The 26,827-nt window shown below is 53.6% G+C and carries 23 protein-coding genes; 12 read left to right on the top strand and 11 right to left on the bottom strand.

Annotation, left to right across the window (positions count from 1 at the left end; translation table 11 throughout):
- Position 1: 1 nt before the first annotated feature.
- From CHH28_RS02150 to CHH28_RS02140, 3 genes are read right to left on the bottom strand one after another with little or no spacing between them, the layout of a single operon-like run.
- The gene (locus CHH28_RS02150) at positions 2 to 1,180 is read right to left on the bottom strand and encodes an MFS transporter (protein ID WP_094058765.1); all 1,179 of its coding nucleotides are present in this window, start codon (positions 1,178 to 1,180) and stop codon (positions 2 to 4) included.
- Positions 1,177 to 2,517 carry a lysine N(6)-hydroxylase/L-ornithine N(5)-oxygenase family protein gene (locus tag CHH28_RS02145; RefSeq protein ID WP_094058764.1) on the bottom strand — a complete coding sequence of 447 codons (1,341 nt, stop codon included), beginning with the start codon at positions 2,515 to 2,517 and terminating at the stop codon, positions 1,177 to 1,179. The genes CHH28_RS02150 and CHH28_RS02145 overlap by 4 nt, the downstream gene beginning before the upstream one ends.
- The gene (locus CHH28_RS02140) at positions 2,514 to 4,052 is read right to left on the bottom strand and encodes a pyridoxal phosphate-dependent decarboxylase family protein (RefSeq protein ID WP_094058763.1); all 1,539 of its coding nucleotides are present in this window, start codon (positions 4,050 to 4,052) and stop codon (positions 2,514 to 2,516) included. The genes CHH28_RS02145 and CHH28_RS02140 overlap by 4 nt, the downstream gene beginning before the upstream one ends.
- Positions 4,053 to 4,314: 262 nt before the next feature.
- On the opposite strand from CHH28_RS02140, the gene CHH28_RS02135 reads away from it, so the two are divergent.
- The 6 genes from CHH28_RS02135 to CHH28_RS02110 all read left to right on the top strand — a co-directional run bounded on the left by CHH28_RS02135 (position 4,315) and on the right by CHH28_RS02110 (position 10,682).
- Positions 4,315 to 5,439 carry a YheT family hydrolase gene (locus tag CHH28_RS02135; RefSeq protein ID WP_094058762.1) on the top strand — a complete coding sequence of 375 codons (1,125 nt, stop codon included), beginning with the start codon at positions 4,315 to 4,317 and terminating at the stop codon, positions 5,437 to 5,439.
- 356 nt (positions 5,440 to 5,795) lie between these two features.
- Positions 5,796 to 6,398 (top strand): GNAT family N-acetyltransferase, encoded by a 603-nt coding sequence (locus CHH28_RS02130; protein WP_094058761.1) that lies wholly within the window; start codon positions 5,796 to 5,798, stop codon positions 6,396 to 6,398.
- Between the two features lie 15 nt (positions 6,399 to 6,413).
- The gene (locus CHH28_RS02125) at positions 6,414 to 7,154 is read left to right on the top strand and encodes a TenA family transcriptional regulator (protein ID WP_199243982.1); all 741 of its coding nucleotides are present in this window, start codon (positions 6,414 to 6,416) and stop codon (positions 7,152 to 7,154) included.
- Positions 7,155 to 8,390, top strand: coding sequence for an MFS transporter (locus tag CHH28_RS02120; protein WP_094058760.1), 1,236 nt, complete (start codon positions 7,155 to 7,157; stop codon positions 8,388 to 8,390).
- 29 nt (positions 8,391 to 8,419) lie between these two features.
- A complete protein-coding gene (locus tag CHH28_RS02115; RefSeq protein ID WP_199243981.1) occupies positions 8,420 to 9,613 on the top strand; it encodes an aminotransferase class I/II-fold pyridoxal phosphate-dependent enzyme in 1,194 nt (397 codons plus the stop codon).
- A gap of 202 nt (positions 9,614 to 9,815) precedes the next feature.
- Positions 9,816 to 10,682, top strand: coding sequence for a dienelactone hydrolase family protein (locus CHH28_RS02110; RefSeq protein ID WP_157729730.1), 867 nt, complete (start codon positions 9,816 to 9,818; stop codon positions 10,680 to 10,682).
- Here CHH28_RS02110 and CHH28_RS02105 read toward each other — a convergent pair.
- Positions 10,638 to 11,612, bottom strand: coding sequence for a GlxA family transcriptional regulator (locus CHH28_RS02105; RefSeq protein ID WP_157729729.1), 975 nt, complete (start codon positions 11,610 to 11,612; stop codon positions 10,638 to 10,640). The two genes, CHH28_RS02110 and CHH28_RS02105, sit on opposite strands and share 45 nt — an antisense overlap.
- 190 nt (positions 11,613 to 11,802) lie before the next feature.
- Between CHH28_RS02105 and CHH28_RS02100 the strand changes: the two genes are divergently transcribed.
- Both CHH28_RS02100 and CHH28_RS02095 read left to right on the top strand, forming a co-directional pair.
- Positions 11,803 to 14,049, top strand: coding sequence for a S8 family serine peptidase (locus CHH28_RS02100; protein WP_094058756.1), 2,247 nt, complete (start codon positions 11,803 to 11,805; stop codon positions 14,047 to 14,049).
- On the top strand, positions 14,046 to 14,363 hold the full coding sequence (locus CHH28_RS02095; protein ID WP_094058755.1) for a hypothetical protein: 318 nt from the start codon (positions 14,046 to 14,048) through the stop codon (positions 14,361 to 14,363). Before CHH28_RS02100 ends, CHH28_RS02095 begins: the two co-directional genes overlap by 4 nt.
- Here CHH28_RS02095 and mrtJ read toward each other — a convergent pair.
- Positions 14,360 to 14,809 (bottom strand): JDVT-CTERM system glutamic-type intramembrane protease MrtJ, encoded by a 450-nt coding sequence (gene mrtJ, locus CHH28_RS02090; RefSeq protein WP_094058754.1) that lies wholly within the window; start codon positions 14,807 to 14,809, stop codon positions 14,360 to 14,362. The two genes, CHH28_RS02095 and mrtJ, sit on opposite strands and share 4 nt — an antisense overlap.
- Positions 14,810 to 15,035: 226 nt before the next feature.
- Between mrtJ and CHH28_RS02085 the strand changes: the two genes are divergently transcribed.
- Entirely contained in the window at positions 15,036 to 15,287 is a 252-nt protein-coding gene (locus CHH28_RS02085) for a TIGR03643 family protein (protein WP_094058753.1), read from the top strand.
- A 110-nt stretch (positions 15,288 to 15,397) separates the two neighbouring features.
- Here the strand turns inward: CHH28_RS02085 and CHH28_RS02080 are convergent, their stop codons facing one another.
- Positions 15,398 to 17,125, bottom strand: a complete 1,728-nt coding sequence (locus CHH28_RS02080) for an acyl-CoA dehydrogenase C-terminal domain-containing protein (RefSeq protein WP_094058752.1) — start codon at positions 17,123 to 17,125, stop codon at positions 15,398 to 15,400.
- A 155-nt stretch (positions 17,126 to 17,280) separates the two neighbouring features.
- On the opposite strand from CHH28_RS02080, the gene CHH28_RS02075 reads away from it, so the two are divergent.
- Positions 17,281 to 19,302: an NADPH-dependent 2,4-dienoyl-CoA reductase gene (locus CHH28_RS02075; RefSeq protein ID WP_094058751.1), complete on the top strand. Its 2,022-nt coding sequence runs from the start codon at positions 17,281 to 17,283 to the stop codon at positions 19,300 to 19,302.
- A 6-nt stretch (positions 19,303 to 19,308) separates the two neighbouring features.
- Here the strand turns inward: CHH28_RS02075 and CHH28_RS02070 are convergent, their stop codons facing one another.
- From CHH28_RS02070 to CHH28_RS02055, 4 genes are read right to left on the bottom strand one after another with little or no spacing between them, the layout of a single operon-like run.
- Complete coding sequence (locus CHH28_RS02070) at positions 19,309 to 20,043, bottom strand: Crp/Fnr family transcriptional regulator (RefSeq protein ID WP_157729728.1); 735 nt, start codon at positions 20,041 to 20,043, stop codon at positions 19,309 to 19,311.
- On the bottom strand, positions 20,024 to 21,451 hold the full coding sequence (gene eat, locus CHH28_RS02065; protein WP_094058749.1) for an ethanolamine permease: 1,428 nt from the start codon (positions 21,449 to 21,451) through the stop codon (positions 20,024 to 20,026). The genes CHH28_RS02070 and eat overlap by 20 nt, the downstream gene beginning before the upstream one ends.
- Before the next feature lie 14 nt (positions 21,452 to 21,465).
- Complete coding sequence (gene eutC, locus CHH28_RS02060) at positions 21,466 to 22,359, bottom strand: ethanolamine ammonia-lyase subunit EutC (protein ID WP_094058748.1); 894 nt, start codon at positions 22,357 to 22,359, stop codon at positions 21,466 to 21,468.
- A complete protein-coding gene (locus tag CHH28_RS02055; RefSeq protein WP_094058747.1) occupies positions 22,352 to 23,785 on the bottom strand; it encodes an ethanolamine ammonia-lyase subunit EutB in 1,434 nt (477 codons plus the stop codon). The genes eutC and CHH28_RS02055 overlap by 8 nt, the downstream gene beginning before the upstream one ends.
- 226 nt (positions 23,786 to 24,011) lie before the next feature.
- Here CHH28_RS02055 and CHH28_RS02050 point away from each other — a divergent pair, with 226 nt between their 5' ends.
- Positions 24,012 to 24,950: a helix-turn-helix domain-containing protein gene (locus CHH28_RS02050; RefSeq protein ID WP_094058746.1), complete on the top strand. Its 939-nt coding sequence runs from the start codon at positions 24,012 to 24,014 to the stop codon at positions 24,948 to 24,950.
- On the opposite strand, the gene CHH28_RS02045 is transcribed toward CHH28_RS02050, so the two are convergent.
- Positions 24,947 to 25,504, bottom strand: a complete 558-nt coding sequence (locus CHH28_RS02045) for a TMEM165/GDT1 family protein (RefSeq protein ID WP_094058745.1) — start codon at positions 25,502 to 25,504, stop codon at positions 24,947 to 24,949. The two genes, CHH28_RS02050 and CHH28_RS02045, sit on opposite strands and share 4 nt — an antisense overlap.
- Before the next feature lie 434 nt (positions 25,505 to 25,938).
- Here CHH28_RS02045 and CHH28_RS02040 point away from each other — a divergent pair, with 434 nt between their 5' ends.
- Positions 25,939 to 26,775, top strand: a complete 837-nt coding sequence (locus CHH28_RS02040) for a PhzF family phenazine biosynthesis protein (RefSeq protein WP_233243711.1) — start codon at positions 25,939 to 25,941, stop codon at positions 26,773 to 26,775.
- The last annotated feature ends 52 nt before the right edge of the window (positions 26,776 to 26,827 follow it).

Here is a 26,827-nt window from a genome sequence, read left to right as displayed (position 1 = left end):
TTCAGGAATGGCTAGGCTGTGCGTTGCGGCTGTCACTTTGGCGCCACCACAGCAAGCAAAGGGCACACAACAGTAATCCGACGCTGGCCACTACAAAGGTGCTGGCATAACCCCAAGCGCTGACCCAGTGGCCCACCGTCATCGATGCCAGAATGACCCCGACGTTTTGCATCAGATGCAGTTTGCTGAAGTCCTGGCCGTAAAATTGCGGCTCACTGTGCGCGAATAACCACAGCTCCAAGCGGACGGTAATTTGAAACAGCGCCCAGGCATAAATTATTCGGCCAATAGTCAACAATGCGCTGTCGGCGCTGGCTTGCAGCCATAAACCAACGCAGCCATACAGCATCGCCAGCAGCAAAACCTGCGCATGATCGTCGCTGCCCGGACGTTTCTGATTGACCCACAAACCGAGTAAGGCGACCCAGCCGGGCAGAGAAAATAACCAGCCACTGATGCTGACGGCAGCCAACGCGCTGTCGGGGTTAAGGCTTTGCCAATAAGGGGTAAAAAACGGGCGAATAAAAAAGGCTGCGCAGTAGAACACCATGGCCAATAAACCAAGGCGGATAACGTGCGGTGTCCAGCCACGTGTTGGCGTGCTTTGCTCGCTTTGTGGCGCTTGCCAGCCTTGGCGCAGACGCCACATCAAATAGCCGCACACCAATACCTGCAAGCCATCGCTGGCGGCCATCCACAAATACAAGCTGCGTGCAGAATAATGCTCCAACAAGGCACCGCCGACGACGGCGCCTAAAATGCCGCCCAGCTGCATCAGTACGGCAAATAATCCAACCATACCAAGGTGTTTATCACGCTCTTCTAAGCGCAATACGTAGGGATATATCATCAAATACGAGGCTTTTAGGCACAGCATTAACTGTGACAGCAGCCAGAACTGCCATAGTGACTGGCTGAAATAGCAGGCGATGCCTAACAACCCTGCCAAGGTTTGGGTAATAACCCACAGTGGCAACTCATGCACCCGACGGGCAATTTTTGCCCACACGGGAAACGCCAGCATGACGCTTATACAGCAGGCCGCCAGGTAATAACCGACATGCGCCTGGCTGTGAACATCAAACGCCTGGGCAAAAAACTGCGGATAAAAGGGTAAAATCATGGTATCGGCCGTCACCGACACCACAGTTAATACAATCAGTGCCGTGCGCAAACTCACGCGCTGCACTCCTTTTCTGCTGCATTGTTGTGCGCAGGCAGCTGCCAGTCGCTAGGAATGGTAAAGTCCTGAAAGGCAATGCGCTGCTCGATCGGGTAATGCTCTACGCCTGTGATGGCGCGTACCAACCAGCTGTTGCGATAGCAAGCCATGCCCAGATCCGGCGTGACAAAACCGTGGGTGTTTAGCTCCAAGTTTTGTACAAAAATCTCATTGCCCTGCACGTCGATGCTGTAATTACGCTGTACGTCGGGGCGTCCTTGCTGATCCCAGCAAATGCGCGCGTGCACCGGCTGCAGAAATTCGGGCCATTGACGCGCGTAGCCGGTGGCCAAAATAAGCTGATCGGTAGCCACCTCGAAACTTTGATTCAGCTCGGTGTGTTGGCAGCGCAGACGAAGTTGATCGGCACTTTCGAATACCTGCTCCAACCGTGAATGCGTCAATAAACGTGTATTGACTGGCGCCTCTAAACGCAGGCGATACAGTAGGTCGAAAATGTCATTGATCAGGCTTTGATTGATGCCCTTATACAGGTTCTTTTGCTGTTGAATCAGCTGATCACGCTGTTCAGCAGGCAAGGCGTGAAAATAATCGACGTACTCGGGTGACGTCATTTCCAGTGTGAGTTTGCTGTATTCTAGCGGGAAAAAACGCGGCGAGCGCGTCAGCCAGTGCAGCTCGTAACCGTATTGATGAATATCCTGCAGTAAATCGTAATAAATCTCGGCAGCGCTTTGTCCACCCCCAACTAAGGTGATGCGTTTGGCTTGCTGGATGTGTTGTTTGCGATACAGATAGCCACTGGCGTGGCTACAGCGCTCACTGGCTTGCGCGTTGGCTGGCCAGTGGGGCGCAGGGCCAGTGCCGACAATGATTTTTTTCGCTTTGAGTACCGAGTGAGCGGTTACGTTTCCCTGTTCCAATTGCTCACAGTGCACTAAGTAACATTGCTCTTGCTCTGAGTAGTGCACCTCGCTCACGCGCTGATTGAAAGCCACGTTATCCAGTTGCTCTATCGCCCAACGACAGTACTGGTTGTACTCTTTGCGCAGTAGGAAAAAATCTTCGCGAATATAAAACGAATACAGCTTTCCTTGCTGTTTGGCGTAGTTTAAAAAGCTCAGTGGATGGGTTGGGTCCGCTAAGGTGACGAGATCCGACATAAACGGCGTTTGCAGATGAGCATCGTCCAGCATTAACCCCGGGTGCCAGTTAAATTCACTGCGCTGATCAAGAAAGACACCGCGAGTATTCGGCAACGGCTGTAATAAACACGCCAAGCTTAAGTTAAATGGCCCAAGGCCGATGCCGATGTAATCGTAAATGGTGCTCATGCACAGGCCTCCTGAGGCTTATCGAGGGGTTGCAGCGTTTGTCGACCTATTTGTTGTACCGCTGCAATGGCTTGCTGCACCTGGTCGAGCTGAGTCGTGGCATTTAAAAAAGTGAACTTGAGGTAACCACGGCCGTTGACCTTAGTTGCCGCTAAGGCAAAGCGACCTTCATCAAATAAGCGTCTGCGAATCTGGCGGTTGCACTCATCCAGTTGGGCATCACTGGCCTCAGCGTGATAAAAACGAAATACCAATGTACTCAGACCGGGTTGGTGCAACAGTTCAATATCGTCACACTCTGCCGACATCCAGTCGTACACCTGCTGGGTTAAAGTGATGGCTTTATCAAACAACTCGCCGATGGCATTGGGGCCCATCCAACGCAGGCTTAACCACAACTTCAGCGCGTCGAAGCGTCGGGTGGTTTGCAGACTTTTGTCGACCAAGTTAGGAATGCCGGCGGCAGCATCGATGCGCGGATTTAAATAATCGGCGTGATAACCGGCGTATTTCAGCCACTGTCGGTTACGCAGTAAAAAGGCACTGCAACTCACCGGCTGGAAAAACGATTTGTGAAAATCAATGCTGACCGAATCGGCCAACTCGATAGCGGCCAGACGCTGGCGATATTGGTTGGACAGCAGCAAACCGCCGCCGTAGGCGGCATCTGCGTGCAACCACAGGTTCCATTCCCGGCAGATCGGCGCCAGCTGTGGCAGTGGATCAAAGCTGCCAAAATCCGTGGTGCCCTGAGTGGCCACCACGGCCATCGGAATCAGATCCTGACGCTGACACTGGTGCAATGCCTCGCGTAGAGCTAGCGGGCACATGCGGTAGTCTTGATCACACGCCACCGGCACCACTGCATTATGGCCAAGGCCTAACAGCGCCGCCGATTTTTTCACACTAAAGTGGCTAACTTCCGAGGCAAAAATCCGCAAACGCCCGGCACCGGCTGGCAAACCTTGGGTTTTTACGCAGTGATCCAACTGTTGCTCGCAAAAATGGTCGCGCGCGAGCAATAAGCCCATCAGGTTAGATTGAGTGCCGCCGCTGGTGAAAATTCCGTCGGCTTGCTGCGCCCAACCGATGTGCTGGCAAAACCAATCGATCAAATGTTGCTCGATAAGAGTCGCGCCGGCGCTTTGGTCCCAGGTATCTACGGAGGTATTAATGGCGCCGCTGATCACTTCGGCGACCAGTGCCGGGTACACAATTGGGCAATTAAGATGCGCCATATAATGCGGGTGGTGAAAGTAGACAGCATCATTCAGATACGTTGTTTGCAGCTCGTCCAGCACCTGCGACAAGTCGGCCAGGGGCTGGGTCAGATCCACCTGTTGCAACTGTTGCTGCAACTGCGCCGGTGTCACCCCGGAGGTGGGTTTGGTCTGCTGCGACAGTTGGCGACAGACGCGCTGAATCGCCTCGCTCATGGCGGCTTGGTAAGGCAATAAAGCCTGATCAGAAAACAAAAACTGCTCAGCGTTGGGTGTAGCCGCAGCCACAGAGGCAGGCGTGGTTGACATCAACATGACGAAACTCTCACGAGAAGGTGGGCGCGATTCTATTGAGAGTGATTCGCATTTCAATTAACAATATGGTGCAAACCGGATAATGAATTTCGATTTGGTACTTTGTTATTAGTCAATGTCGCCGTTTGCACAGTACTTATGGGCAGATGAACGCCTTTGATGAGTGTTTTCTCAAGCAGATGCCATTGAGGATTGTCACTCCTCGCGCTTATCCGTCATGCTGCCTGCGGTAGGCTGAGTTCTCGTGCGATTAGGAAATGAAATGATGTGGTGGGTTGGCTTGTGCCTGGTGGTGGCGATTTGGGCGTATTACGTGAGCAGTGCGGCGCGACGGCCAGAGCTGCATTATCTGGCGACGGCAGAGCACCAGCGCTTACTGCAACAAATTCCGCAGCTGCAGCAGCGCTTTTGGGTCACGCCTTGGCTGTTTAACGGTTATTTGCAGTTGTTGTGGTTGGGGCTGCGCAAGCGCTTTGCTGCGCCGCTGCAGTACGATCGCAGCGAGCCCATGGTGATGGCAGACGGCGGTACCACGGCGCTGCATTGGTTGGATCGTGGTGTCAGTGACGATACTCCTATCATCATCGTGCTGCACACCATTACTGGCTCGGCGCACAGCATGCGTGGCCTAATGCAGGACTTACAGCAGCAAACTGGCTGGCGCATGGTGTTGTGTGAGCGCCGTGGGCATGGTGAGTTGGCGCTGACATCGGCCAAGTTTAATACCATGGGCGACGTCGAGGATTTGGTCGAGCACGTGGTTGCCATCGAAGCGCAATTTCCCTCGGCGCCCTTGTACATGATGGGGGTCTCCGCTGGCACCGGTTTACTGACTCGCTACTTGGTGCAGCAGGGGCAAAATACACCGGTGAAGGCGGCGTTTTCTTATTGTCCTGGGTACGATATTGAGGTGGCTTTTTCGCGCGCGGCGCCTTGGTTGAGCAAGAAAATGGCGCGCAAACTGATTCAGCAGTTTGTCACGCCCAACGAAACCGTGTTGCTGAATCATGCCACCGCGTTAGAGGCGCCCGATGATTATCACGCCCTGGCCTCGGCGCAATCACTGCAGCAGTTTCAGGAGCGTTTGTATCGCTTTTCAGGCTACGACAGCCTGGCGGATTACATGGCGCACTGCAATCCGGTAAATGGCATGGAAAATATTGCCATCCCGGTGATGGTATTAAACGCCGAGGACGACCCCATCTGTGCTGCTGACAATGTACGCGACTTCCAAGCCATGTTATCGCAGCTGCCCGAAGTGATGCTGGTGATTACACGTCGCGGCACACACTGCGCGCATTTTTCCGGCATTTGGCCAAAGCCCTGGGCGCATCAGCTGGCTGGTCGTTACTTTCTTGTTTGTCAGCAAGCGTCTGGCAGCGACTAGTTGTTATTCTGTTGATTTAATTGTCAATTAGGCCTGGGCGCACTCAAGCCCAGGTTCACCCAAATATGAGTTCATTCAAACCTGACTTCATTCAAATCAGAGTGCACTTAATCTGCTGGAGTGATGCAGCATTCGTGTAACGCTGGCTCACCCGCCTCTACTTAGAAGTGCTCAACAATTGATCACTTTGTCGGCTTTTTCGCAATGAGCTGATTTTTCTTCAAATTTTCCCTGCCTCGCGCGCCTAGGCCACGGCTGATGGCGTGTTTTTCTGCTGATCGTGTCGCGAAACGGGCTTTTGCTACGTCATGCTTTCGTCGAGCATGGGCCGGTATCGTCTAATAAGCGAGTCACAGATGAAGCAGTATCCCGACTTCCTTCTAATTGAGCAGCCTCAGCAGCTGCAACCGGTTTTCTCATCTTTGATGCATCTGTTGGAACTGAGCGCCGCCGATGACGCCATTCTTGGCTTAGCGGAGCCCATGACAGACGCACAACACGCCGGTTGGTTGCGTGACCTGAGTGCTCAATTGGAGGAGGGCATCTTAAAGATATTAATCGCAGTGGACGCGACCGGTGAGGTGTGCCTGTGTTGCATGCTGAAAGGCAGCCGCCAGGACACCACCCGACACATATACGACCTGCAAAAGGGATTTATTCGCGCAGATTTGCGCAAGACAGGTTTGCTGCCCAAAGCCATGCTCAAGATAGCGCAGATAGCCCGTAATAACGGTGTGGATGTACTGACGTTGGATGTACGTGGTGGAACCCCGGCCCACAGCTTGTGGAAAGCCATCGGTTTTAAAACGTACGGTATTTTAAACGACTACTCGCGCCGGCCAGATCGTCGCCGGCCGGGCAGCTATGTCAGCTTCGCTGGGTATTACATGAGCATCACCACCGATGCCTTACTGGAACAATTTGGCATGCTGGAAGAGCTGGCCGAATCGGTGGGTTAATCTGGAGAAATCCCTATGATGATGGAAAAAAACGACTTCAAGCAGGCCATGCGTGCCACCTTGGATGAGCATTTAACCCTGGCCAATCCGCTGTTTAAGCACTTATTGAATGAACAGCAGCCCAATACTGAGTTGCTGAAGTTCACCACCTTGCAAGGCTATCAGCTCACCAAATATTTTCTGACCTACATTGAGCACATTTTCTTTTATTGCCCGCTGCCACGGCATAAAACCATCTTGCTGCACAACTTGTACGAAGAGGAAACAGGCGCCTTATCACGCACCAAAAACCATGTGGTGTTGATGCAGGACTTTGTGCGTGCACTGGGTATTAGCGACGATGAGCGTGAGGCCGCTAAGCCACTGGCGGCTACACAAGAGCTAATCGATTACCGCCTAAACGCAGTAAAAGACACCACCCGTTTGCACATTGGTGCTGCAGCGGTGTTGGTAGCCAGTGAAGGTCAGAACCTGGAAACGGTGGGAGAAGAAGCTCGCCATAATATTCTGGGCAAAGTTTACGATCTGAAAGAAGAAGACCTGTTGTTTTTCTCCGTGCATCAAAAAGAAGACGTTGGCCATGTAAAACAAGGTCTGGCGTATCTGGCGGACTTGTGCACCACAGAAGAAATGCAGCAGGAGTCGATTACTGCCATCGATCATACCTGTCGACTGTTCTACAACATGTATCAAGGCATTTATGAACACTTTGGTCTGCATCAACTGGAGACTGAAGCCGTAGGGGAGCCTGCTTAAATGCAATTATCACGTACTCAACTTGGCCTGGTGATCGCCGTTGGCGTTTTGGTAACCTTTTTGGCATCCGCCATTAAAGGCAGTTATCAAGTTTATTTCGTCGACTTGGTGGAGCAATTTGGTATTGGTCGCGGCCACTTCGCTTTGACCGGTGCCGTGTTCGGTTTGTCCATCGGCCTGGTATCGCCATTGGTGGGTTGGGTATGTGATCGGTTTGGTGCGATCCAAACCATTTTATCCGGTGCTGTGACCACGGCACTGGTGTTTGCGGCACTGGCTTATGTGCAGTGGTTCCCGCTGTTTCTATTTTTATACGGCCTCATGGCTGCGTACGCTTTGGCCGCTATGACCTTTGTGCCACTGGGTTTGTTGGTGGACAGAGTATTTGCTCACGAAAACAAAGGCATGGCGTTTGCTGCAATTACCAACGGCACTGCCATTGGTTTTATGGTGCTGTCGCCGATGTGGGTATGGTTTAACGAGTTTTTATCGTGGACCCAGGTGTGCCTGTTGATTGCCGCGCTGTTTTTCCTGGTGGTGGTGCCTGCGGTGTTAGGTTTACAGCGCACGCTGCCAGCGATTAAACCAGCTCATGGTAGCGATGAAGACAGTAGCGAGGACGGCGTGCGCGATGAAATGCTCAAGCCGGCCTTTTTGCTCTTGGCCATATCGTTTGCTGGCTGCGGTGCCTCCATGGCATACATTGATGTGCACCTAGTGCCCATGATGCAGCAAGTGCTTGAGGGCAGTGTGCATAAGACCGAAGTGATAGCCTCTTCTTTGAGCATCCTGGGTGCAGCTGAGTTGATCGGAGCATTTGTGGTTGGCTGGCTGCTGCGCTATTTCAAACCCGGGCTCTTTCTGGCTGGTCTTTATGGGCTACGCGCCGCGTCGATGTTTTTGATCGTACAAACGGAATCGGCCTGGGTGTTTTGGACCTTTGCGGTGATGTTTGGTCTGACCTACATGGGTACCGTCATTATTACCTCGATGTTATGCCTCAAGGTCTATGGCGAAAAAATCAAAGGAAAAATGTTTGGCTTTTTGTTCACCATCCACCAAGTGGCGGTGTTTGCCACCATTTGGTCTGGCGGCGTGGCCTTTGACCTGACCGGCAGCTATCAGGGCGTCACCATCGGTGTGGCCTTGTTCTGTTGCTTCTCTTCTATAACCGGGTTGCTGCTACACGGTTGGCACAAACGTGAGCTGCAGCACATTGGCCAGCAACCGGCTTAATTCATAATTTATTTCAGGACTGCATTCTCATGGATAATACCACGCGCGCCATCCATTCACCGGCGGTGTATCTGGATGACAGCCACGCCGAAAGCATTGCCATGACTTCGGCTTACGATTTTCACTCCGCCGCCGATGCGCATGCTCGTTTTAGCGGTGAAAAACCGGGCAATGTTTACAGTCGTTTCACCAATCCGTCAGTGGAGATGTTTGAAAACAAGCTGGCGGCGCTAGAAGGCGGTGATGCCGCCATCGGTTTGGCCTCTGGAATGTCGGCGTATCTGGCCATTGCTATGACCTTTTTACGTCAGGGCGATCATGTTCTGCTGGCCAGTGGCATTTTTGGTACCACCACACATTTGTTTCGCCAGTACTTTGGTCAGTTTGGTATTACCGCCACCTCGGTACAGGTTGATGACTACGACGCCTGGCAAGCGGAAATGCGCCCCAATACCAAGTTGATGGTGGTGGAGTCGCCGACCAATCCGCTGATGGGGGTGGCCGATTTGGTTAAGCTATCGACGCTGGCCAAGCGCCATGATGCGATTTTGGTGGTGGACAACACATTATTAACGCCGGTATTACAGCAGCCTTTGCAGTGGGGCGCAGACTTAGTACTGCACAGTGCGGGTAAGTTTCTTGATGGTCAGGGGCGTTGTGTTGGCGGTGCCATTGTTGGACGTCACGATCTGTTGAAACCTTTGCGTGCCTATTTGCGTGCTTCCGGTATTTGCATGAGCCCATTTAATGCCTGGATTCTCAGCAAGGGCATTGAAACCTTAAAAGCGCGTATGAATTTGCACGAACACAATGCGCGCCAGGTGTTCTCCTGGCTGCGCCAGCAAAGTGATATTGAGCAGGTGTACTCGACCATGGCAGCGGATCACCCTAACCGCGACGTGATTCAGCGCCAGCAAACCGGGCATTCACCGATTATCACCTTTAAGCTGCGTGGCGATCGCGATCATGCTTGGCGGTTTATCGATGCGCTGAAGCTGGTATCGCGCTGCACCAACATTGGTGATGCCAAAACCATGGTCACTCACCCGGCAACGACCACACACGGTCGTTACACTGCAGAAGAAAAACAACGTCACGGTATTACGGAAAACTTGGTGCGCCTGTGCGTCGGCTTCGAAAGTCCGGCGGACATTATCGACGATTTAAATCAAGCCTTGGTGGCGGCTCAGCAACCGGTAGAAACTGCGGTACTGGTCTGCTGAACACGGTGATCGTTCACTTTGTCAGCCATCTGTGCTGATCGATACCGCTGTGATGCCAGAGCGTTGTTATTCTGCAGCGCTCGTTACTTCCTGACTGGCGCCCATCATGCTTAGATGAGGCGCCATTTGATCTTCACAGCAAGATCAAATGCCAATAGCCAATACCTGGCTGACATACCAACACTTTATTGAGGTAATTATCATGTTACGCAACGGGGTAGCGCTGCTATTAATGCTGGCGTTGGTACCAATGGCCGTCGCCCAAGCCCGCACGGGTGATATTAAATACAACCTTGTCACTTTTACTGCTGACAGCAACGATGAGCGCTTAACCATTGCCGCCAGCTTGGCAGTGCCCAAGTCCGACAGCGCCGTTCCTGCGGTGATTGTGGTGCATGGCTCTGGCGGGATTGATGAGCGTGGCAGTTTTTATTCGCAGGTATTAAATCAGGCCGGTTTTGCCACGCTGGAGCTGGATATGTGGGCCGCTCGAGGGTTACAAGGCGGCTTGTCGCGGCCAAACCATGTGCGCGATACCTTACCGGATATCTATGCCGCGCTGGATTTTTTGCAGCAAGACGAGCGCATCGACCATAACAAAGTGGGTCTTATCGGTTTTTCCTGGGGCGGGGTGGTGGCCATGTTAATGGCGACCGAAGACTCGCCAGAAGCGGCGGGTTTGTCAGCACTGGTGGCCAATTACCCGATTTGCTGGGCGTACAACAAAGTGCCGGATTATGACTTTACCGAGGTGGTGGATGGCAAATCGTTATTGATCGTTTCCGGGCAGCAGGATTTATACGATGCGCCAGGCGATTGTGATGCTTTGATTCAGAAGTTGCCGCAAGAAGATCAACAGCAGATTGAATTGCTGTCGTTGCCGTTTGCCACTCATGCGTTTGAATTGCCGCGTGCCAGTAGTGAATTTTATGATCCGTATGCCTTCCGTGGCGCGGGGGGTACGTTCCGATTCGTTATAACCCGATTGCTGCTTGGCGCTCAGCCAGCCATAGCCGGGATTTTTTCAGTCAACATCTGCAGTAGCGGCTTGTTTGCTCTCGCCCGGTAAGCCGCCATGGTATTTTTTCCAGGCAGCGCGAAAGGTCGAGGTTTGAGAAAACCCACTTAAATACGCCGCCTGCTCGACGGTTTGGCAATCGTCGAGCAGATTTTTGGCTTCTTCTAAGCGAATGCGCGTGATGTACTCTTTCATCGTGACGCCGGTGTAGTCCTTAAACAGGCGCTGTAAATGGCGCTGCGATACCCGAAAATGCTCACTTAATTCGGTGATGCTAATGCGTTCACGGTAGCGGCTGGTGATGTAGTCCTGCACCGCATGAATCAGCGGGCTGACGTGGTTGCGGTAGCGCACATGCAGCGACAACTGAGGGTCGTTAGCCATGCGCCGGCGATGCACCACCAACTCGCGAGCGACCTCGGTGGCGCAGTGTCCGCTACTCAATTGTTCTATCAGTGATAAACACAAATCTATCCCCGCCGTCACGCCAGCGCTGGTAAATAAGTTGCGATCTTGCAGATAAATTCGATCGGCAATGACGTTGGCGAGGGGGAACTGGTCGGACAGCTCCATCGTCAGACTGTGGTGCGTGGTGCACTGGCGATGATTGAGCAGACCGGCCTTGCCGAGCAAAAAGGTGCCGGTACAGATGCCCAAAATGAGGGTGTCGCTGCGCGGTGCGGTACGTAACCAATGCGCACTTTTCTCAGAGCTTTCATCGGTATAAACACCAGGCTGATATTTTGACGCACACACCACTACAATCGAATTTGCAGGTAGATGACTGGGCGGCGTTTGCAAATTGCTCAGCATCAACCCCTGATGGCAGGTGGCATGGTCGTCAAAGCTGACGAAATGCAGGTCGAATTGACCGGTCAGTTCACTGGCTTCATGAAAAGCCTGACACGGACCAGCCATGTCCAGCAAATGGGTTTGCTGGTTAATCAGGAAATACACCGGATAAGCGTTAGCTCTAGGCACCTGGCGTCCTTGTGTAATTTGTCAGTAGGGTATTTTCCACAGGCAGATAGTGCAAGTCTAATTGACGGCATTGGGAGGTAATTCTCGCAGTCACTGCTAACGTCATAAAGAACCTCTTCTTACCCTGCTTTGCGGTGTGACTCTCATGGTGTAAGAGTTGCCAGCAAAGCCTCCGTGGAGATGAAAACGGATGACTATAAAAAGCTTTCTGGTATCGGCGAGTGCTTTGGTGGCAGCTTTGCTGCCAACCTTTGCCATGGCCGATACCAACAAACTCGATCCCGCGTTGCAGCGCGAATGGGCGCGCCAGCAAACGCCTGCGACCATGAGTGCGCCGGTGCGTGTGGCTCGCAGCCATGCCAAATCGGTCAACTTGCCCGCGCTGGTTCAACTCAGCAACGATGCCGATGTGCCAGAGGTGTTGAAATCACTGCAAGCCATGGGCGTGCAATTGCGTTCGCGCACCGGTGTCATCCTGTCGGTTATGGTACCACGAGCACAACTGGGGCAGGTGGCTGCAATGGACTCCGTGTTGCGCTTGGAAGCGTCACGAGCAATTCCTAAGCGGGTAAAAGACGGTGTTGCTGCCAGTGGTGCCAATAGCTTGCGTACCGGCGACGCTCCGCAATGGCAGGGCTTGACCGGTAAGGGCGTCATCGTTGGCGTGGTCGACGATGGGTTCGATTTTTTGCACCCAGGCTTTCGTCATACCGATGGCAGCACGCGCATTTTAGCGCTGTGGGATCAGCGCGCGGATGCGCCAGGCAGTGCCCCCAGTGGTTTCAGTTATGGCGGGGTTTGCACCGCTGAGATGATCAATGCCGCCATTGCGCAAGCACAAGCGAATGAGACCGTCACGGCATGTACGCAGCCAAGTAGCGGCGGACATGGCACCCATGTTGCCAGCATTGCCGCAGGCAACGGTGCGGATACCTCGGCAGAAGCCGCTTATGAATACGTTGGCATGGCGCCTGAGGCCGATCTGATTTTGGTCAACGGTTTGAACGAAACCATCGAGGTGGACTTCGGCACCGATACCATTATTGACGGTGTGGCATTTATTCGCGACCAAGCCAAGGCGTTGAATAAAAAAGCCGTGGTCAACTTGAGTCTGGGCTCTTATTACGGCCCACGCGATGGTACTTCGCTGTTTGAGCAGGCATTGGATTCTTTTGTCGTCAATGACGGTGTTTTAGTGGTGGGTTCAGTGGGCAACGAAGGCGATGCCCCCATTGCGCTGGCGGACACTTTGGCAGCCAGCGATAGTCGCACCATCGGTTTTGATGTGCCAGACGGTTTGCCGCAAGGCAGAATCGACATCTGGTATGACGGCAGCGGTCGTTATGCGCTGACACTGCAAGGTCCGAACAGCTGCGACACCATCCCAGAACTGCAAGCACCAGCGGTTGGCTCTGCCAGAGTCGAGTGGTGGCAAGAAACCGGCTGTGGCTATGTCGATATGTTTGCCACCGATGTGCAAAGCAGCAATGGTGACCGCCAGATTCAAATCACCTTGATGGACGGCGACACAAATAGCCTTGCCAGCGGTCGTTGGCAGCTGACACTGACGGCGTTGCCCGGCTCTGGCGACAGTCGCTTTAGCATGATTACGGCAGAGCAAGGTGGTCAAATTCAGATTGCTGACCAAGCAGGCATTACGCAGCAAATCATCACCGATACTGCCAGTGCCACGCACGTGATTGGTGTGGCCAGCTACAACACTAACTACAGCTGGGAAAGCGGTACAGGGTTTTATGACATCGATGCTGATGGCTATGGCACCGGCCCGATTGGCGACATTTCGACCTTCAGCAGCCGCGGCCCTCGCCGTGACTGCAGCGATCTGACCAAGTGCCCGCAAGTGATGAAGCCTGAAATTGCTGCGCCGGGTTCGTACATCATGGCGGCCAAAGCCCATGACTACGAGCATGAGTTTCCAGAGGAAATTACACCCAGCGGTCAGTATGTCGCTTTCCAAGGGACCAGCATGGCATCGCCGCATGTTGCCGGCGCGCTGGCCTTAATGTGGCAGTCTTTCCCTGACGAAAGCGCCATGCAGCTGCGCGCGCGACTGCTGGGCAATACCAAGACCAATACCTTTACCCCGCAACTGCCGAGCTTCTCGCACAGTGTGTTGATGCCATCGCAGCCGGATTACACCTGGGGCTATGGAATTTTGGCCGTCGACCAGGCAGTCAATGCCAGTGAGCCGGACCTTGGCTCTGGCACCGATAATCCAGATACCGGTAATCCAGATACGGGCACTGACAATCCGGGCACGGACCCTGAGCAGCCAAACAGTAGCTCTAGCTCGGGTGGCGGCGGTTGCAGCTTAGGCGCTGCAGGCGGCAGCATGGACCCAACCCTGCCACTGTTGGTGATTCTGGCTGCCTTGGCGCTGGCTCGCCGGCGCACAACCACTGGAGAGCTGGTATGAAATGGCTGCTGATAACTCTGGCTGTGGCATTAGCCGGCTGCGCATCACAGCCGGCGGCACAGGATAAAATTCAGCCTGAGGTGCAACGCATGGCGCAGCAGAATGGTGAAAGTCGCCAGCCGGTATTGCTGCGCTTAACGCAGGCCGCGAGCGAATCGCAGTTACAGCAGCTACGCGACTTGGGGGTGGTTTTGGGCGCCGTCACTGGACCCATCGTCAGCGCCTCCATTCCGACTGTGCAGCTGTCGAGTGTGGCCGCATTGCCTTTTGTAGAGCGCATTGAAGCCTCGCGCCAACGCCCGAAAAAGCACTAAAGTAGCGGCGGAAACAACATAAACCAGCCGACGTTATAGCTGCAATGCAATAACGTCGAGCTGGTCACACCTCGATGGCGCTCACGTAACACACCAAATAGCAAAGACGGGAAAAAAACGGCCAAGGCCAACCAACCCGGTTGCAGCCAGTAGTGTGTGAGAGCAAAGCAAAGGCTGGTGATCACATTGGCGCGGCTAACCCAGCAATGAGCGGGCCACCGCTGCAATAGCCAAGTTTGTAGCCCAGCGCGAAACAGCAGCTCTTCCGCCAGCGGCCAAAGCAGCAGCACTGAGACGGCGGCACCTGGGTGTAGCATCATCCAGCCAAGGTTTGGCTGCCCCGAGCTGCCGGCAAGCGCAACACCCCACACCGGAAGTGCCGCGGCCTGCATCCACCAAAACAGCGGGTCCAAATACCAAGGCTTTTGCAGCGGCGCAGATGACATTGAATAAAGCCAGTGATGATCAAAACTGAAATGCTAACAGAGATGACGGTGCTGTTCCGAGGCGTGCTGTTGTATTTCAATTTAAGTGAACTCGGCGGCTTAATGCGTCTGCTCACCGTGAGTGCAGACGGAACTCTTCAGTCCGGCTGATGTCTCTGGTTCGGGCTAGGTGTACAAAACCGTGCAGCTAAGTCGCCATATGCATCTTCAGACAACAAGGCTTGCCATGACACTGACACCTGATCATGAATCGAGAATTGTTGAAATGGCGTGGGAAGATCGCACGCCGTTTGAAGCCATTGAGCAACAATATGGCCTGAACGAAACACAAGTGATTCGCTTTATGCGTAGCCGCTTAAAGCCGTCCAGCTTTAAGCTGTGGCGTGCGCGCGTATCAGGGCGTGCCACCAAGCATCAAATGTTACGCAGCCCTGCGGTATCGCGTGGCTATTGCCCCGCGCAATACAAACACCGCTAATTAGGGCCTGTTAACACTATTCAGCGCATAACAGCCTGATCGAAATAGTATTAACAGCCCCCAGGCTGCCATTCGGTATCACTCATATGCTGTATGTCTTAGAGCCCTGCTTACCAAGCTGGTGCCAAGCTATCAACGCCTTCTAACATGGCCTGTTTGTGTGCTGTGCTTCTGGGTAATAAACGGCGCAAGTAAAAGTCTGCTAGCCGGACTTTGTTCTGTAGAAAGTCGCTGGTGAATGTGTGCGCTTCATTTGATGCAACTGATGTGTGCTGCAGTTCATCGGCCTCGAGTGCCATTTTTAAATGGAAATACCCCAACACCACATAACCGGAATACATCAGAAAGTCGACGCTGGCAGCACCGGCTTCGTCGTGGTTTTGCAGTGCCTTCATACCGATTTTCATGCTGATATCCGGCCATTCTTTGGCATAGGGTTGCAGCCGTTTTACCAGCTCGGCCAAACGCGGGTGCTCGGCGTTTTGCTTGCATAAAAGATGTATTTGTTTGGTGAACAGGCGCAAGCTTGCCCCTTGGTTGCCCAGTACTTTGCGGCCGAGTAAATCCAGTGCTTGAATGCCCGTTGTACCCTCGTACAAGGTGGCAATACGGCCATCGCGATACAGCTGCTCGACGCCGTTGTCTTTGATATAGCCGTGGCCACCAAAGATTTGCACAGCGTTGCTGGCACTTTCCAGCCCGACTTCGGTACAAAAGCCTTTGGCTATGGGGGTCAGCAGTTCCAGCAGTTTGATGGTGTCATCATCGTCCTGGTGTTTGCTGGCATCCAACAACTGAGCGCAGTAGCAAGCCAATGCACGGCCGCCGTCGGCAAAGGCTTTTTGTGTCAGCAGCATGCGCCGCACATCGGGGTGTTCAATAATGGCATCGGCAATACCATCGGGGTTTTTAATGCCAGATAAACTACGCATTTGCAGGCGTTGTTGGGCGTAGCTCAGGCTGGCTTGATAACTGTGCTCACTAAGGCCAACGCCTTGCAAGCCAGTGCCCAAGCGCATTTCATTCATCATGGTGAACATGGCTTTAATGCCGGCGTGTGCTTCGCCGACTAAAAAACCAGTGGCGTTTTCAAAACTCAATGTGCAAGTTGGGCTGGCGTGAATGCCCATTTTTTCTTCAATACCGATGCAGTGCACATTATTGTCGTGGCCGTCGCTAAGCTGTGCGGGTACCAAGAATAATGACAGCCCTTTAATACCTTCCGGTGCGTCTGGCAGTCGTGCCAGCACCAAATGAATAATATTGTCGCTGGCATCGTGCTGGCCGTAAGAAATAAATATTTTCTGTCCGCTCAATCGATAGCTTTGCCCTTCTGGAATAGCTTTGCAGCGCACTAAGCCCAAGTCACTGCCACAATGCGCTTCAGTCATGCACATGGTGGCGCTCCAGCGCCCTGCAATGATCGGTGGTAAATACTCATCTTTAAGGCTATCGCTGGCGTGGTGAATAATCGCGCGGCAGGCCGACATGGTGAGCGCTGGCAACATGGATAAGGCATGATTGCTGGAGGTCAGCATTTCGCCAACAAATCCACCCAACACCTCGCTTTGTTGTTGTCCGCCCCAACGTTCCGGCATGGTCAGTCCCATCCAGCCACCGTCGGCGTAATGGCGAAACGCTTGGCGCATATCCGCAGGCAAGCTGACTTTGCCGTCATGCCAGTGGCAGCCTTCCGCATCGGCACTGGCATTGGTCGCTAACCAGGATTGTTCGGCCATTTTTGCCGCTTGGTCGGTGATCATTTGAATGGCGTCGGCATCTGGCAGTGAACGGGCCAGAAATGCCATATCGTCAAGCGGTGCGCGGTAACTCATCATGCCTCTCCTGAATGCTGCAGCGCCTGAAATCTGTGCGCCAGTGGCGATGAGTATGGCCAGCACCCCAAAGGCCCGCCTTAACATATGATAAGGCGATGAATCACAGCCTGCGGAATACTGGGTGGAAAACCCAAAAGACCGTATGAGGCAGGCTGATGAATCAACACTATCCCAAGCTATTTGAACCACTGGATTTGGGGTTTACCCAGTTAAAAAACCGCGTCCTCATGGGCTCGATGCACACCGGCCTGGAAGAAGAGAAGAATGGCATGGAGCGGATGGCGGCATTTTTTGCTGAGCGCGCTCGCGGTGGCGTGGGTTTAATCGTTACGGGTGGCTTTGGTCCCAGTGCTCACGCTGCTACACACCCGATGACCAACATTATTCAAAGCGATGAACAGGCCAAAGAGCATCGCCAAATTACCGATGCCGTGCATCACGAAGGCGGCAAAATCTGTATGCAAATTCTGCATACCGGCCGCTACGCGTTTAATCCAAACTCGGTAGCACCGTCGTCTATTCAAGCTCCTATCAACCCGTTTAAGCCACGGGAGTTGGCGGAAGACGACGTTGATTCAGAAATCGAAGACATTGTTCAGCTGGCTCGCTACGCTCAAATCGGTGGTTATGACGGTGTTGAGATCATGGGCTCTGAAGGCTATTTCATTAATCAGTTTCTGGCCAAACGCACCAATCATCGAGATGACAAATGGGGCGGTGACTATCAGCAACGCATGCAGCTGGCGGTTGAAGTAGTGCGTCGCACACGGGCGGCTGTTGGTGAGCAGTTTATTATTATTTATCGTTTATCAATGCTGGACTTGGTCGAAGGCGGCAGTACGTTTGAAGAGGCGGTGCAGCTGGGGCAAGCCATTGAACAAGCCGGAGCCACTATCATTAATACCGGTATTGGCTGGCACGAGGCACGCATTCCCACCATCGCCACCAAGGTGCCGCGCGCTGCATTTACCTGGGTAACGGCCAAGTTCCGCCAGCAACTGAGCATTCCGGTGATTACTTCCAACCGCATCAATACCCCAGAGGTGGCCGAGGAAGTGCTGCAGCGCGGCGATGCTGACATGGTATCGATGGCCCGTCCCTTTTTGGCCGATGCATTTTTTGTTGCCAAAGCAGAGCAGGGAAAAGCCGATGAAATCAATACTTGCATCGGTTGCAATCAAGCCTGTCTGGATCATGTATTTAGCGGCAAAATGACGTCTTGCTTGGTCAACCCTAGAGCGTGTTTTGAGACCGAGCTGATCATGACCCCGGCCAGTACTCCCCAGCGTATTGCCGTCGTGGGCGCCGGTCCTGCGGGGCTGGCGTTTGCTACTACTGCAGCGCAGCGTGGCCATCAAGTGACTTTGTTTGATGCGGCAGCAGAAATTGGCGGTCAATTTAATATTGCCAAGCAGATTCCTGGTAAAGAAGAGTTCCACGAAACCCTGCGCTACTTTGCTAAACAACTGCAACTCACTGGAGTAACTGTGGAACTCAACAGCCGCATCAGTGCTGAGCAGTTAAATGCCAGCGACTTTGATCAGGTGGTGATTGCTACGGGCATTGCCGCTCGTACGCCGGACATTGAGGGTATTAAGCATCCGAAAGTACTGAGCTACCTGCAAGTGCTGCGCGATAAGCACCCAGTTGGTGGGCGGGTGGCGGTGATCGGTGCTGGCGGTATTGGTTTTGATGTCAGCGAGTATTTATTGCATAGCGGTGAGTCGACCAGTCTGAATATTCCAGCGTTTATGCATGAGTGGGGGGTGGACATGAGCCTGCAGGCTCGCGGCGGTATTGAAGGCATTGAACCACAACCACATAGCAATGAACGGCAAGTCTTTTTATTGCAGCGCAAAACCTCAAAAGTGGGTGCCAAGTTAGGCAAAACCACAGGCTGGATTCATCGTACCGGGCTAAAAAATAAAGGTGTACAGATGATGGCCGGCTGTGAGTACATCAAAATTGACGATCAAGGTTTGCACTTGAATATCAAGGGCGAGGCGCAATTGTTGCCTGTCGATAACATCGTGATTTGCGCTGGCCAAGAGCCGGATCGTAGCCTGCTGGACGGTTTGGATAAACCCTATCACTTGATTGGCGGTGCCGACGTGGCAGCCGAGTTGGATGCCAAACGGGCCATCGATCAAGGGACGCGCTTAGCACTCAGTCTGTAATTATGTTTAAGGTCGTGGCGTAGAGGCGGCCTTAATCTGCTTACGCAGGCGAGATAAAGAAACGGGGGTAACGCCCAGGTAAGACGCGATTTGATACAGCGGTAACTGTTTGGCCAGCTCCGGACTGTCTTTTAAGAACCAGCGATAACGCTGCTCGGCACTGCCGAGCAGCATTTGTGCTTCACGCCGCGCAGTTTTTAAATACACAGATTTGAGAATGGCGTTTTCGGCCGCCAGCCAGTCGATATTGTTGCGCCCCGAGCGATGCAGGCTGGGGTAGTGTGCGACGAGAATATCGGCCTCACTGAGGGCTTGTAAATAAAACGGACTGGCTTCTTGCGTGGTTAACGACAACACCGGCGCAATCACCTCGCCGGCTTGATAAAACTGCTGATTAACCTCATTGCCTTGTTGATCAATGTAATACACCCGTAGCACGCCGCGATGAATAAAATAGACATCCTCAGCGACCTGCCCAGCTTCAATCAGATGTGCTTTAGCTGGCAGTTCGCGTTGGCGAAAATGGTGTTCGATAAAGGCTGAAGAAAGGCCATCAACGGAGCAGTGGTAGTGCTGTTGCAGGGCATCTAATAGTGCCGTGATAGCATGTGAATTGTGGTCGGACACGTAACTGGGCTCGGTCAGTGCAACGCTTGAATGGTAACCCAGACCCGAATGGGAGGTAAGCCCGCCAATGGCGGGCGGAATGAACAGTACTGTGTTACGCCGTTTGTGTGACACCTTCGACTGCATCGCTGTCGTCGTTATTTAAGTCTGCTTCTGCTGCGGCTAGCATGGCGAACTCTTCTTCAGCGCTATTGGCGACCAAATGGTGTTGGCTGTAGGCAAAGTAATACACGGCGCCAATGGCAAACAAAATGGCGGTGTACCAGAACGCTCGTGGGTCGAAGGCGTATACACCGGTCATGGCCACTAGGGACAGTATCAAAGCGATAGCAGACGTCACTACGCCCCCTGGTGTTTTATACGGGCGAGCCAATTCTGGTTGCTTGCGGCGCAATAAAATATGGCTCAGCGCCATTAGTGCATAAGAAACCGTCGCGCCGACAACGGCCATGGCAAGCATCAAATCGCCTTCACCGCTGAGCGATGCAAGAAATCCTAAGACACCGGGTACAATCAGCGCTCGTGCAGGCACTTTGCGCGCCGAGGTTACAGACAGCGCTTTGGGTAAATAACCTGCGCGCGATAGGGCGAATACCAAGCGGCTATAGCCATAAATAATAGAGAAAAATGACGCAATTAAACCGGCCAAGCCGAGAATGTTAACGAAGGTCGCCAGCTGAGAAGCACCGACGGCATTCAGTGCATCCACCAGTGGAACCGCACTGTCACCCATCGCCTGAGCACCGGCTGCCCCCGGAATTAAAATCACCACCAGCGAAGCCGTAAACAGCAGAAATATCATCGCGCCAATAATGCCTTTGGGAACGTCTTTGGCAGGATCTTTTGCTTCTTCGGCTGCCAGCGGCACCCCTTCTACTGCAAGAAACAACCACATAGCAAACGGTAATGCTGCCCATACGCCATACCAACCGAGCGGCAACCACTCACTGCCGTTGGACGATGCCATATCGACTAGGTTAGCGCTGTCAAAGTGCGGCAATAGCGCGACACCGGTGGCAACAATGGCCAATACCGCTAAGCCAGAAATCACCATCATCACTTTTAACGCCTCACCGACGCCGGCTAAATGGATGCCAATGAACACCAAATAAAACGCCGCATAAACCCACGGGCCGTTTATGCCAATCAGTGCTTCCACCGCGGAGCCAATGAAAATGACAATGGCTGCTGGTGCTAATGCGTATTCGATGAGTACCGCTAATCCGGTCATAAAACCACCGGCGGGCCCCATGGCTTGACGAGCAAAACTATAACCGCCACCGGCGGCGGGAATAGCGGCCGACATTTCTGCCAGTGACAGCACCAAGGTGAAATACATAATTGCCATAAGCACGGCCGCGATGGCAAAACCACCCCATCCGGCCTGGGCGATACCAAAATTCCATCCAGCAAAATCGCCAGAAATAACGTAAGAAACGCCTAATCCAGCTAATAATATCCAGCCAGCGGTTCCGCGTTTTAATTGCCGTTTGGCCAGGTAAGCCTGATGTGTATGCGACATAGCTCCATCCTCTCTCATAATAGAAAGTTGTGTTGCGCATCGGTCGGCGATGCGTCGTTATTGTGGTGTGCAGAAATAGTGGCGTTGCTGTCGGCGTCGAGTGACGGACTGCGATCTTTTAAATCCACGCCGGAAATCTTTAATTGCCGTGCCTGACGCAATAAATACATCGCGCGCTGGGCGGCTTGCTGCCAAGGCAAGCCTTCGGGGCGCACATTAGAAATGCAGTTGCGCCGTGCATCATTGAGTCCGCGTTGCGGGGCATAGGTTAAGTACAAGCCCAGACTGTCAGGCGAACTGAGACCAGGACGTTCACCAATTAACATCAGCACCAAGCGTGCATTTAACAGCTCGCCAACGTCGTCGCCGATGGCGACGCGGCCTTGCTCAATTAACGTCACAGGCGCTAACCGCCAGTCTTGGCTGTCCTGCTGTAATTCCGTTGCCAGCGCTGCGATAAAGCCGCAGGCATTGTGGGCAATGGCGGTGGCGGACAAGCCATCAGCGATCACTAATGCCAGATCAAACGGTTGCTTGGGGCTGTGTTGTTCTTGTTGCAGCAGCACCCGCGAGGCATCGTCTAGGCGGCGGCCAAGATCGGGGCGTTGCAAATAGGTCATGCGATTCACCGCTTCGCTGTGCAATAGCAACGGTGGTTCGCGATTTAAAACGGCGTGCTGCTCGGACAAGCGCTCTAGTTGTTGGCTCAAGGCGGCAAAATCCAGCGGCGTATGCACGGCATCACGGGCCTGAGCATGGGCCAGCTGAAACGCCAACATCTCATGGGTGGGCAGGCTGACGCCGCTGCGGCCGAGGCCGATGCGGGCGGCGGTAAACTGCCGCAGACGACGCCAGGGGTTATCCACCACCCCCTGCCATGGGTGGGTGTTATCCGGTTGATCAACCATGGTTTGCCTCCTGATCAGTATCGCCACTGTTGGCGGGCAGCGATTGCAGTGAGTGTGCAAACGCCGGTGGCAATGCATCGTTCAGACAGGCACCCGGGGCATTGCTCATGATGTGCATTTTTTCTAACCAGGCCTCGAATTCCGGCGCCGCGCCTAGGCCGAGCACTCTGCGGGCGTACAGAGCGTCGTGAAAGGAAGTGGTTTGGTAATTCAGCATGATGTCGTCCGAGCCCGGAATACCCATCACGAAGGAGCAGCCTGCGGTGGCCAATAAGGTCAGCAGATTGTCCATGTCGTTTTGATCAGCCTCGGCATGGTTGGTGTAACAGACGTCGCAGCCCATGGGTAAACCGAGCAATTTGGCGCAGAAATGATCTTCTAATCCGGCGCGAATAATTTCCTTGCCGTCGAATAAATATTCCGGGCCAATAAACCCCACTACGGTATTCACCAACAACGGTGAAAATTTTCGCGCCACGGCGTAAGCACGCGCTTCGCAGGTTTGCTGATCGAGGCCATGGTGAGCATTGGCAGACAACGCGCTGCCTTGGCCCGTTTCAAAATACATAACATTGTTGCCGACGCTGCCGCGCTGCAATGACAAAGCAGCTTGCTGGGCTTCCGCCAGGGTGGCCAGGTTAAAACCAAAGCTGCTGTTGGTGGCTTCGCTGCCGCCAATCGATTGGAAGACCAAATCCACCGGTGCGCCTTGTTCGATGCACTCTAAAGTGTTGGTGACGTGAGTGAGCACGCACGATTGAGTCGGAATGTCGTAGCGTTGAATCACGTCGTCCATCAAGTGCAATAGGCGTGTGGCTTGTGCAACGTTATCGGTGGCGGGGTTAATACCAATCACGGCATCGCCACTGCCATACAGCAGGCCATCGAGAATGCTGGCGGCAATGCCGTTCATATCATCGGTGGGGTGATTGGGCTGCAACCGTGTCGACAATCTTTTATGCAGCCCCAGGGTATTTCGAAACGCACTGGTTACCTGGCATTTTTGCGCTACCAAAATGAGATCCTGATTGCGCATGATTTTGCTTACGGCGGCGGCCATTTCTGGCGTAATCCCGGCACTCACCTGAGCCAACATGGCACTGCTGGCATGATCCGAGAGCAGCCAATTGCGAAAGTCGCCGACGGTTAAATGGCTGATGGGGGCAAAGGCGGCGGCGTCGTGATCGTCGATGATCAGCCGTGTCACCTCGTCTTGCTCGTACGGAATCAGTGCTTCGTTGAGAAAGTTGCTCAGTGGTACGTCTGCCAACGCCATTTGCGCCACCGCCCGTTCTTCGGCGGAGCGGGCAATCACCCCGGCCAAGCGATCGCCAGAGCGAGCTGGGGTGGCGCGTGCCAGTAAGTCAGCCAAATGCCTGAATTCGTAGGTTTTGCTACCCAATGTGTAGCGATACGTTTTATGCATGGTGTGTCCTGCAACTTAGGCGCGGGAACGAAACTTGCCTCGTGGCAACTCGCTTCTTCGCTTGAGTGATACAGACGTTGCAGCTAGGGCCATGCCGGGCGCCTATCGAAATTCGGCAAGTTTTAAAAAATGCATTTAAAACAATGACTTAGATGGTTTTTGTGAGGGTATTCAGAGGCGGGCTTCAGATACATGGCTGAGGCCGATACCAGAGGTAGCACTGTAAATGAGCGATAACGCACCAGCATTGTGCAGAACCGAAGCATCGGATGCCGATGTGCATGCGCACAACTTGCGCAACTGGCAGCAGCAATACGATCAGCTCAGCGATGGGCGCTTCTACGGTCGCATTGATGAGCTGGCATTTGAGCAACTGCAGATTTTCTGTGAATACACCAGCCAGGCATTATTGCAGCAGTGCAATGTCTGGCCGGACTCGGTATGGCTGGGGTTTGCCGCCAACGATTCTGAATGTCGCATCAACGGCGAGCGGGTTGCTGCCGATCAGATAATGGTGCGCCCTGGTCATTGTGATTTTGAGCTGACGACGCCCGCTGAGTTCGACATCTACGGCGTGGTGATCAGTCAGCCAGCATTGCTGCAGTGTGCTGACACACTGGGCATCGAGTTGGATGCACGAGCTTGGCTGCAGCCTCGCAAACAGTGGCAGTTGCAGCAGCTCAATGCGCTGCGCTATATGGTGCAACGCTGGTTAACGCCCATGCATACCGGCGTAGGTGGCCGGCTACAGCAGGAGTTATTGTTCACCACCGTGCTGGAAGTGCTGCAACAGCCGAGTGTGCGCGAGCAGCGCCGCAGCAGTTATGGCCGCCGCCGCGCTGTGGTTGAGCGCATTCAGGCCTACGTGGAGGCTCACCCTCATGCACCAATAACCATCACCGAGCTGTGCCAACTCACCCATGTCAGTCGGCGCACGCTGCAATACAGTTTTGAAGCGGTGCTCAACATGAGCCCGCAGCGTTATGTGCGCATCACGCGCTTAAACGGTGTGCGCCGTCAGTTGCTGCTGGCCAGCGCTGATGAGGGGCTGCTGATCAGCCGCGTGGCTGCGGAGTGGGGGTTCTGGCATGCCGGTCAATTTGGCCACGACTACAAACAGCTGTTTGGCGAGCGTCCATCGGACACCTTGCAGCGCTGCGTTTAACTGGCAAACAGTACCCAAACACCCACAGCGATAAATAGCACACTGGCTATGCGCTGCAGCCATGCCATGGGTAAGCGCTGCAGCAATGCCTGACCGAGATAAATCACCGGTACATTCGCTAGCATCATGCCGAGCGTGCTGCCGACGGTGACCCACACTATTTGCTGGAACTGTGCCGCCAACAGCACCGTCGCCACTTGGGTTTTATCGCCAATTTCAGCGATAAAAAATAGTCCGGTGGTTACCAGAAACGCTCCCCACTGATCAAAGCGCTGCGCTACGTCTTCGTCTTTGTCGGGGATCAGTAACCACAGTCCCAGCGCAATAAAACTTCCGGCCAATAACCAGCTGGCCCATTGGCCGTGCAGCCATGTAGCCAACCAACTTCCCAGCCAGGCTGACGCGGCATGATTGAGTATCGTCGCTACGAAAATGCCCATGACAATGGCGGCTTTATTGCGAAAACGAGCGGCTAATAACAGCGACAGCAATTGCGTTTTATCGCCCATTTCTGCAAGGGTGACGGTCAATGTGCTGGTAACAAATGCGTCCATAAAAAAACGTCCAGGCGGGATACACAGGCAAAAGCAAATGCCCACCTCCCGCCAATTTAGAGTGGGTAGACAGGGAAGCTCTGGACAATTCTGTGCAGCTCAGCGAGTGCAGCAGGTCAGTAGAGCAAGGCAGCGATGATTGGGAGTCCTCTGATGCTTCAGTGCGGGCATCGAATTACTCAGAGATTCCCCGAGTCTCGCCGATAGGATCATGAATGCTTACAGACTCACTGACCACAGGCCCTACCTGTGTTGACCAGCGAACTGCCGGCTATGTGCCAATGCAACGGGCTACTTCCCCAAAATGGCGGCGAGCATAACAGTCCCTCTGACAGGCAACAATACAGTGCTGCAGCCATTCTCCGGTACAGCCTTGCAATGCTGGCGAGCGGCATTAAAACATGAAACATTGGCCGCTAGGAGGACGTTTAATCATGATGAAACAAGCAATCACTCTGTATCAGGTCGATGCCTTTGCCGAGCAGGTATTTTCTGGCAACCCAGCGGCCGTGTGCGTATTGGATCGCTGGCTGGCGGACGATGTACTACAGGCCATTGCCAGGGAGAATAATTTGTCTGAGACGGCATTTATTGTCGCCACAGAGAACGGCTATCAGCTGCGCTGGATGACACCTGAAGCCGAGGTGGATTTATGCGGCCATGCCACATTGGCGGCGGCGCATGTGTTGTATCAACACTTGGGTGTTAACGAGCCGCAGCTGACCTTTTTTACCCGCAGTGGTGAGCTCAAGGTCGAGCGTAGTGAGCAGGGCTACGCCATGGACTTTCCCGCTACAGTGCCGACTCCTGTGACCCCACCCGCCGAGTTACTTCGTGGTTTGGGCATGGATGCGAAGGCGGTGCTGGCTGGCTTTGATTATCTGCTGGTGCTGGAAAGCGAGGCGCACCTGCGGGCGGTTAATCCAGATTTTAATGCTTGGCTATCGTTGGATCGTCGCGGTGTGATTGTGACGGCACCGGGTGAGCAGTGCGACTTTGTTAGCCGCTGCTTTTTCCCGAAATTAAACGTCAACGAAGACCCGGTGACAGGGTCTGCACATTGCCAAACAGCACCTTATTGGGCGATGCAATTCAATAAACAGACATTAATGGCGCAGCAATTGTCTGCTCGTGGTGGCCGTGTGCACTGCCAAGTGCAGGGGCAGCGCATCCTGTTATCCGGTCAGGCACAAGATTATTTGCTAGGCACGATTTGGGTGCCGCTCTCAACGACACCCTCGGCGCCCGCCGTCGACGATCACTCACGATAATCACCAGCGATAGTTACGGGGGATAAGTCACTGGTGATGCCCGCTCGCTGCG

It is taken from the genome of Bacterioplanes sanyensis, assembly GCF_002237535.1.
GTDB lineage: Bacteria > Pseudomonadota > Gammaproteobacteria > Pseudomonadales > Oceanobacteraceae > Bacterioplanes > Bacterioplanes sanyensis_A.
The sequence above is the reverse complement of the archived record's forward strand: the minus strand, read 5'-3'. Positions and strand labels throughout refer to the sequence as shown.